The sequence below is a fragment of the Mucilaginibacter sp. P2_D11 genome (assembly GCF_056404435.1).
In genome coordinates this window covers 184957-191808 of the sequence record NZ_JBFUEA010000013.1, presented here as the reverse complement: position 1 = coordinate 191808, position 6852 = coordinate 184957, and the positions used below count along the sequence as shown (strand labels likewise).

Below are 6852 nucleotides of genomic sequence, written 5' to 3'. Positions count from 1 at the left end.
CAGGGCAAACGCATTAAAATAATTCACAAATCCTGGCTTTAGTAAACAGCTGATTATTAGACATTTAAGTTGTTTTTTCTATTTATTTTTTGTATATTTATCTGACAATCAGATGGATACAAAAAACAGCACAAGCAGCATTTTTGCTTATTTCAGCGAGATGCAGGATTTTCGGATAGACAGGAAGAAGCGGCACCTACTTACGGATATCATCACGATAACAATCGCGGCAGCTTTATGCGGCATTGAAAGTTATAATGATATTGAAGATTTTGGGGTGGTTAGGGAAGATTGGTTTAAGACCTTCCTGGAATTGCCCAATGGGATACCCTCGCATGACACCTTTAACCGGGTGTTCGCTAATATGGCCCCCCTTGAATTCGAAGCCTGTTTCAGGAATTGGGTTAATTCCATCCTTGAAAGCCATACGGGCCAGCAAATCAGTGTTGATGGGAAAACGATACGCGGCGCTAAAAACCACGGGATAAAGTCGCCTATCCATATGGTAAGTGCCTGGGCAGGGGATAGTAACATGGTATTAGGGCAGGTAAAAGTAAATGAGAAATCAAACGAGATAACCGCTATCCCCGAACTATTAAAAAGCTTGCTCATAAAAGACTGTGTAATCAGCATAGATGCCATGGGTTGCCAGGAAGCTATTGCTGAGTGCATCGTGGATGGGAAAGGGGATTATCTCCTGGCCGTAAAAAACAATCAGGCTTCATTATACCAAAACATCGAAGATTCGTTCCGGTTCCTGAAAAAAACGGGCGATGATGAAACTATTGATAGCGACCATGGCCGGATAGAAACCAGGAAATGCACTATAATAACCGACTTATCACATATCGAAGAGCCCGGAAGGTGGAAAAACTTGAATGTTTTAATAAAGATGGAGAGTGAAAGATGCCTTAAAGCCACCGGAAAAATCGAGAAATCGATACGTTACTATATCGGAAGCAAACATGCCGATGCTGCTTTCTACCAAAAAAACATCAGAGGGCACTGGGCTATAGAAAACAAGTTGCATTGGACGCTTGACGTAGCCTTTCACGAAGACGCCGATAGGAAAAGAAATAAGCATGCAGCCCAAAACTTTTCCCTGATCAACAAAGTTGCCCTAAATATCCTTAAAAACGACCTCACAAAGAATATCAGCATCAGAAGGAAAAAGAACATCGCCTCCTGGGATTTCAAATACTTACTTATGCTCCTTAAATTTTAATGCGTTTGCCCTGGATAAATACCGAACGCCGTACGCCGAATGTCGAATAATGGAGTAAAAAAACTTCAACTTTGCTCCTACTTTATCATTCAATATTCGAAATTCATCATTCGATATTATTTTTTAAACGTAAAAAGCCCCTATCCGGGGCTTTTTACGTTGTAGTATTTTGCTACTATAAATTGTCTATCGTTTCCTGTTCTTTCAGGGCAGCGATATTGTTCTTATCGCTGAATTCTTCAGTTTGGTTGGCAAAATCTTCCAGGATGCTGGCGATGGTATCCAGGTTATCGGCTACGCGCTGGTGCATATCGGGCAGGTCCTTCTCCAGGCGTTTGTTGCCCAGGTCCATGTTATCCACTTCTATCTTGCCCAGTTTTTGGATGATTGCCTGCTGGCTATTCTTCAAATCTTCCAACTCATGGACTATCTTCTCCATCAACCCAAATTTCTTTAACTTATCCATAATAATATTTTCTTTATGTTTAAATATCCAACACCAAAAAGATAAATTTGTTTAGCATTTGGAATTTCAGTTTATAACTAATAATTTAGTTATATGAAATACATCCTCTCTGCCTTCCTGTTCACCTGCCTGCAAATAAGTGCTTTTGCACAAAATAAAGCCGACGACGCACTGCTTTTAGATTATTACCAAAACCAGCGCTTCGCCGAAGCTGCCGATTACCTGAAGTCTGTTTACGCTGAACCCATAACCGACACCAAGGCCCTCTCCCAGCTGGCCTACACTACCAACATGGCCGGTCGCCTGCCCGAAGCAGAGGCCTATTACCAACGTATTTATGATATCGATTCTACCCGTTTGGGCACGCTGTTCAGCCTGGGCAACATCAATATGCGCCGCGGCAACTCCCTAAAAGCCGAGCTGTATTATAAACGTATAGCCGCCCGCGACAGCACCAACTTTATGGTTTACAAACAACTAGCACAACTGAGCCTGGATAAAGCCGACTTCGGCTCACAGATCGCTTACCTGCAAAGGGCAAACAAGATAAACCCTGCCGAGCCTGATGTAGCATCAGACCTGGCCAACCGCTATATCGAAATAAAGTTGTTGCCGCAGGCCGAAAAGGTGCTTACCCAAGCCATAGCTGCCGACGCAGAAAACGTGGTATTGTTAGAAAGCCTGATGAAACTGAGCTTTGCCCAAAAGAAATGGCCGGAAACCATTGATGTTTGCAATAAGCTGATCAAAGCGGGTAACAACGCCAGCGGCATGCTTACCAAGCTGGGTATATCGTATTTTAACTTAAAAAATTATACCTGTGCTATTGAGTCCTTTGCCAGCATAGCCCAGCCCGCGCAGAACGAATACACCTATTATTATACCGCCATGTGTTACAAAGCCATGAAGGACCATAAACAGGCGGTAGCATACCTGCAAAAAGCCATCAAAGAGGGCATATCGCAAAGCATCGCGTCGTACTACGGCGAAATAGCGGATAGCAACGAGAAGCTTGCCCAATACAAAAAGGCGGTGCAGGCCTATCAAAAAGGCCTACAGTTTGACGATAGCCCAATGATATACTACTCGCTGGCTAATTTATACGAAACGAATTTGAAGGATAAGAAAAGCGCGCTGAAGTATTACAAAAAATACCTGGCGAGTAAACCACCGAGGGAGCAGCAGGCTTATGTTGCGTATGCTAAAAGTAGGGTGAAGTAAGTTGTTGTCACAATACCAACAACGGCAAAAAATCACCACGTCATTGCGAGCGATAGCGTGGCAACCATCGGTGAGAAGGTCCGATTTGCAGAGCGGCTCTGCCTGCCGAAGGTTGCCACGTCGCGCCCCCCTCTTAGCCCGCGCCGCTCCTCGCAATGACGTTGGGGTGAGGTCTTACTTTTCGCCTTTGTTCGTCTTGTGACCAACAAACCGTGAGTCTTACCTAAACGCCTTACCATCCAAATCGCTGAATTTCTTTTTCTTACCCGCGAAAAAATCCCATACGATGCTGCGGGCATAATAGCCTGTAAGGTTTTGCCAGCCGGCACGTTTTATTTGCTGCCCCTGGCCTTTAGTTTTCCAGAACAGCCTGCGTACGAAGTTTTGGTGCGCCTTGCTGATGGCCCAGGCGTTTTTGCGCTTGCCCTCCATCAGGAATTTGAGCAGGGCCAGCAGATCCAGCCAAAAGCGGATGCCGATAACCCAAAACGCCCTCCAAAACGGTAGGTTATTCTTCAGCATCAGCAGATTATTGCGGAAGTTGAGATAAGTTTTAAACGGACTTTCGGCGTTGAGCGTGCCGCCGCCTACGTGGTAAACGGTTGATGCCGGGCTATACATAATCTTGTAGCCCATATTCTTCAGCCGCCAGCAAAGGTCTATCTCTTCCATGTGCGCAAAAAAGGTTTCGTCGAGGCCGCCGGCAGCATCCCACAATTCCTTCCGGATGAACAGCGCCGCGCCCGATACCCAAAAAACTTCGCTTTGTGTATCGTACTGCCCCTTATCCTCTTCCAGTACGTCGAATATCCGCCCGCGGCAAAACAAATAGCCAAAATAATCCATGAATCCGCCGGCTGCGCCAGCATATTCAAAGTGCGTCTTTTGGTGGTACGATTTCAATTTCGGCCCGGCGGCGGCTATGCGCTCGTCTGCCTCCATCATGGCTATTACCGGCTCTATCCAGCTGGGGGTAACTTCCACGTCGGTGTTCAGCAGTACGTAGTAATCGGCATCCACCTGTTCCAGCACGCGGTTGTAGCCGCCGGTAAAGCCGTAGTTCTCATCGTTCTCAATAATCCTTACGGATGGGTACATGCCCTGCAAAAAAGCAACCGAACCATCGGTAGAGGCATTATCGCCCACCACCACATCCAGGTTGGGATAGGTAGAGGCCAGCACCGATGGCATAAACTGCTGCAGGTGCTGCAGCCCGTTCCAATTCAATATTACTACGGCAACTTTTGGCTTGGGCATCATTTTGCAAAGTCCTCCGGTTTAAATTTCCAGCGTTTGTGGCTCCAAAGCCAGTATTGCGGCGTTTCTTTTATCTGTTTATCCAAATAAGCCACGTGCGTATTGGTTATCTCGTATTCGGCGGTTTCCTTCGGGTTATCTATCAACGGTACCAGCGTATAGGTGTAATAGCCGCGTTTTACACGCTCTATGCGGTAAAACACCACGGCGGCATCCGTCATTTTGGCTATCTTTTCTATCCCCAAAAACACGGCCGTGGGCTGATTGAGGAAAGTGGTAAAGTAGTTCACCTCGTTTACGCCGGGGGTTTGGTCTGATGCAAGCACGCTCACGATGCGCTCATTTTTAAGCCCGATGATGGTGCGTAGGGTTTGCTTCATGGTAACCAGCATAGAACCGAAGCGCGCCCGCTGCTTGTTCAAAAACGCATCAAAAGTGGGATTGGTAAGCGGTTTGTAAACAATGATGGTTTTATTGGGCGTAAGCAAGCCAAACGCCAGTGCCGACATCTCCCAGTTGCCATAATGCCCGGCCGCAGCAATGATGCTTTTGCCTTGGCTGAAGTAATGGTCAACGATTTCGGGGTTGGTCATGTGCATGCGCTTGCGCAACTCTTTCTCGGATATACTGACCATCTTAAAGGTCTCCACCAGCAAATCGGCCATGTATTTATAGTAATCCTTCTCTATCTTCAGGCGTTCAGCATCGCTTTTTTCGGGGAAAGCGTTGCGCAGGTTATCGCGCACTACGCGGCGGCGGTACTTTACTACGTAATAGATGATAAGGTAAAGGAAATCGGAAAAAAGGTACAAAAACCAAAAAGGAAGCAAGGAGAACAGGTACCAAAAAAATATACCTATGCCGTCTGCCACTTTTTTTAACATTATTTTAACCAATTTTGCCACAAACATAAAAAATATATATGATTGAGAATGGTGCTGTTTTCCCGATGTTCTACCTGCCGCCGATAGCCTACTTTACCCTGCTGCAGCAGCACAAACCCAACGTGCTGATAGAGAAGGAAGAACATTTCCCCAAGCAAACCTACCGCAACCGGGCCAATATCTACTCGCCCGACGGCTCGCTGGCCCTTACCGTGCCCGTGATAAAAGGTGCCAAGAACCACACCAAAATGAAGGATGTAAAAATAAGTTACGATTTCAGGTGGCAGCGGGTGCATTGGCTTAGCCTGCAAACCTGTTACCGCAGCTCGGCTTATTTTGAGTATTACGAGGCCGACTTTGCCCCTTTTTACGAAAAGCACTACCCCTACCTGTTCGATTATAACCGCGAGCTGCTTGAGTTGCTACTGCGCTTTTTGAAAATTAAATTGCCCCTGCAATTTACCGAAACTTACGAGGCCGCATACCCTACCCTTACCGACCTTCGTTATACCATGAGCGCAAAAACCCCTGTAGAAATGGAACAAAAACCTTACTTTCAGGTTTTTGAGGAACGGCTGGGCTTCCTGAAGAACCAGAGCATCGTCGACCTGCTATTTAACCAGGGGCCGCAGGCTGTTAATTATTTGTAGATGAGCAATTTCACCAAACGGATACATTTCAAAAACAAAAAACATAAGATTGAGGTGGGTGCCCGCCCCGGCACTATAGATATACCCGAGGATGCACTGAAACCGCAAATCGTTATCTATTCCTTCAACGAAACCGACCTGCAAACCAGCAAGGGCTGCGATATGAAAACCATAACGCAGCAGCTAAAAAAATGCACCGACCATACCCATTGGATAAAGATAAATGGCCTTGGCGATGCCACGCTGATAGAAGACATCGGCACCTTTATGGGCATAAACCAGCTGGTTTTGGAGGATGTGGTGAATACCCACCAACGGCCGAAATTTGATGAATACGATGGTTACGTGTTCGGCACCAGCCGTATTATTTACTTTAACGACGAAGGCGAACTGGTTAACTGCCAGTTTAGCGGCATTGTAAAAGATAACATCATCATCAGTTTCGAGGAGAGCCATCTGGATTACTTCGAGCCGATAAAGACCCGTTTAAAGGCCGGAAAAGGCATCATCCGAACCGCCGGGCCGGGCTACATCTTCTACGCCCTAACCGATACCATCCTGGATAACTACTTCGTGGTGCTATCGCAACTTGGCGACCGCATCGACGCAACCGAAGATAAGCTTTACGAGCGCCCTGATAAAAGCATCATGTTTGAGGCGCAGCAACTGAAGCGAACGCTCATCATCATCCGCCGCTCCTGCTGGCCCGAGCGCGACAAGATAAACGACATGATCCGTAGCGAAAGCGAACTCATCACCAAAGACGTAAAGATATACCTGCGCGATGCCTACGACCATTGCATACAAGCCATGGATATGGTAGAGAGCTACAAAGAGGTAACCAGCAGTATCATCGACCTTTACCTGAGCATGGTAAGCAACCGCATGAACGAGATCATGAAAGTGCTCACCATCATCTCGGTGGTTTTTATTCCCCTTACCTTCATCGCCGGTATCTACGGTATGAACTTTAGCCGACAGGATGATCATGGCCACCTGATACCCGATAACATGCCCGAACTATACTGGCCGCACGGTTATGTGTACGCGCTGATACTCATGTTCGGCATTGGTGCAGGGTTGTTATTCGTGTTTTGGAAAAAGGGGTGGTTTAATAAGCTGTAACCGGGATTTTTAACTTTTTGATTG

At 46.5% G+C, this 6852-nt stretch carries 7 protein-coding genes; 4 read left to right on the top strand and 3 right to left on the bottom strand.

From position 1 onward, the window contains the following. The first annotated feature begins 112 nt into the window (after positions 1–112). Positions 113–1225, top strand: a complete 1113-nt coding sequence (locus tag AC1DXC_RS20525; protein WP_477461054.1) for an ISAs1 family transposase — start codon at positions 113–115, stop codon at positions 1223–1225. Between the two features lie 175 nt (positions 1226–1400). Here AC1DXC_RS20525 and AC1DXC_RS20520 read toward each other — a convergent pair whose 3' ends face one another. Beyond that, complete coding sequence (locus AC1DXC_RS20520) at positions 1401–1691, bottom strand: hypothetical protein (protein WP_477461053.1); 291 nt, start codon at positions 1689–1691, stop codon at positions 1401–1403. A 93-nt stretch (positions 1692–1784) separates the two neighbouring features. On the opposite strand from AC1DXC_RS20520, the gene AC1DXC_RS20515 reads away from it, so the two are divergent. After that, a complete protein-coding gene (locus AC1DXC_RS20515; protein WP_477461052.1) occupies positions 1785–2912 on the top strand; it encodes a tetratricopeptide repeat protein in 1128 nt (375 codons plus the stop codon). Positions 2913–3131: 219 nt separating this feature from the next. Here AC1DXC_RS20515 and AC1DXC_RS20510 read toward each other — a convergent pair whose 3' ends face one another. Together AC1DXC_RS20510 and AC1DXC_RS20505 are read right to left on the bottom strand one after the other, a co-directional pair. Next, positions 3132–4169 (bottom strand): glycosyltransferase family 2 protein, encoded by a 1038-nt coding sequence (locus AC1DXC_RS20510; protein ID WP_477461057.1) that lies wholly within the window; start codon positions 4167–4169, stop codon positions 3132–3134. Continuing rightward, the gene (locus AC1DXC_RS20505) at positions 4169–5053 is read right to left on the bottom strand and encodes a lysophospholipid acyltransferase family protein (RefSeq protein ID WP_477461051.1); all 885 of its coding nucleotides are present in this window, start codon (positions 5051–5053) and stop codon (positions 4169–4171) included. Before AC1DXC_RS20505 ends, AC1DXC_RS20510 begins: the two co-directional genes overlap by 1 nt. Before the next feature lie 38 nt (positions 5054–5091). On the opposite strand from AC1DXC_RS20505, the gene AC1DXC_RS20500 reads away from it, so the two are divergent. Both AC1DXC_RS20500 and corA read left to right on the top strand, forming a co-directional pair. Then, positions 5092–5703 (top strand): WbqC family protein, encoded by a 612-nt coding sequence (locus AC1DXC_RS20500; RefSeq protein ID WP_477461050.1) that lies wholly within the window; start codon positions 5092–5094, stop codon positions 5701–5703. Continuing rightward, positions 5704–6828: a magnesium/cobalt transporter CorA gene (gene corA / locus AC1DXC_RS20495; RefSeq protein ID WP_477461049.1), complete on the top strand. Its 1125-nt coding sequence runs from the start codon at positions 5704–5706 to the stop codon at positions 6826–6828. Positions 6829–6852: the final 24 nt, after the last annotated feature.

What these genes read in the sequence shown, in the direction of transcription:
- AC1DXC_RS20505 (WP_477461051.1), bottom strand. Translation starts at nt 5,053, where the DNA reads ATGTTAAAAAAAGTGGCAGACGGCATAGGTATATTTTTTTGGTACCTG.
- AC1DXC_RS20510 (WP_477461057.1), bottom strand. Translation starts at nt 4,169, where the DNA reads ATGCCCAAGCCAAAAGTTGCCGTAGTAATATTGAATTGGAACGGGCTG.
- AC1DXC_RS20520 (WP_477461053.1), bottom strand. Translation starts at nt 1,691, where the DNA reads ATGGATAAGTTAAAGAAATTTGGGTTGATGGAGAAGATAGTCCATGAG.
- AC1DXC_RS20525 (WP_477461054.1), top strand. Translation starts at nt 113, where the DNA reads ATGGATACAAAAAACAGCACAAGCAGCATTTTTGCTTATTTCAGCGAG.
- AC1DXC_RS20515 (WP_477461052.1), top strand. Translation starts at nt 1,785, where the DNA reads ATGAAATACATCCTCTCTGCCTTCCTGTTCACCTGCCTGCAAATAAGT.
- corA (WP_477461049.1), top strand. Translation starts at nt 5,704, where the DNA reads ATGAGCAATTTCACCAAACGGATACATTTCAAAAACAAAAAACATAAG.
- AC1DXC_RS20500 (WP_477461050.1), top strand. Translation starts at nt 5,092, where the DNA reads ATGATTGAGAATGGTGCTGTTTTCCCGATGTTCTACCTGCCGCCGATA.